Origin of the sequence: Streptomyces niger, assembly GCF_000718305.1 — a bacterium.
In the GTDB taxonomy this organism is placed as follows: domain Bacteria; phylum Actinomycetota; class Actinomycetes; order Streptomycetales; family Streptomycetaceae; genus Streptomyces; species Streptomyces niger.
The window spans coordinates 1-440 of sequence record NZ_JOFQ01000068.1 but is presented as its reverse complement, the minus strand read 5'-3'; the positions used below and the strand labels follow the sequence as shown (position 1 = coordinate 440).

The window sequence follows — 440 nt, the reverse complement described above, 5'->3', positions numbered from 1 at the left end:
CCGATCCCCGCCATCACCCCACAGCCCAACAACCCCGCCACCGCCGGCGACACACCCGCATCCACCTTCGTGCACTGCCCCGCCGCCACCAGCGTCTTCTCCGCAAACGCCCCGATACCCAGTGCCGGGCTCAGCTCCGTGCCATCCCGCAGCGTCATCTTCTGCTCCGCGTTATGCGTCGCAAAGCAGTACTGCGGACGCCCCCGCACACACGCACGACACTGCCCACACACCGCCCGCCAATTCAAAATGACGAAATCCCCCGGCACGACCTCACTCACGCCCTCACCGACGGACTCCACCACCCCCGCCGCCTCATGCCCCAACAAAAACGGGAAATCATCACTGATACCACCCTGCTTGTAATGCAGGTCCGTATGACACACCCCGCACGCCTGCACCCGCACCACGGCCTCACCCGGACCCGGATCCGGCACCAC

The 440-nt window shown here is 65.9% G+C and carries 1 protein-coding gene; it reads right to left on the bottom strand.

The annotated features are described in order from the left end of the window. Positions 1–440: alcohol dehydrogenase catalytic domain-containing protein (locus tag IF20_RS36930; RefSeq protein ID WP_199896934.1), on the bottom strand; the 440-nt coding region annotated here is incomplete at both ends.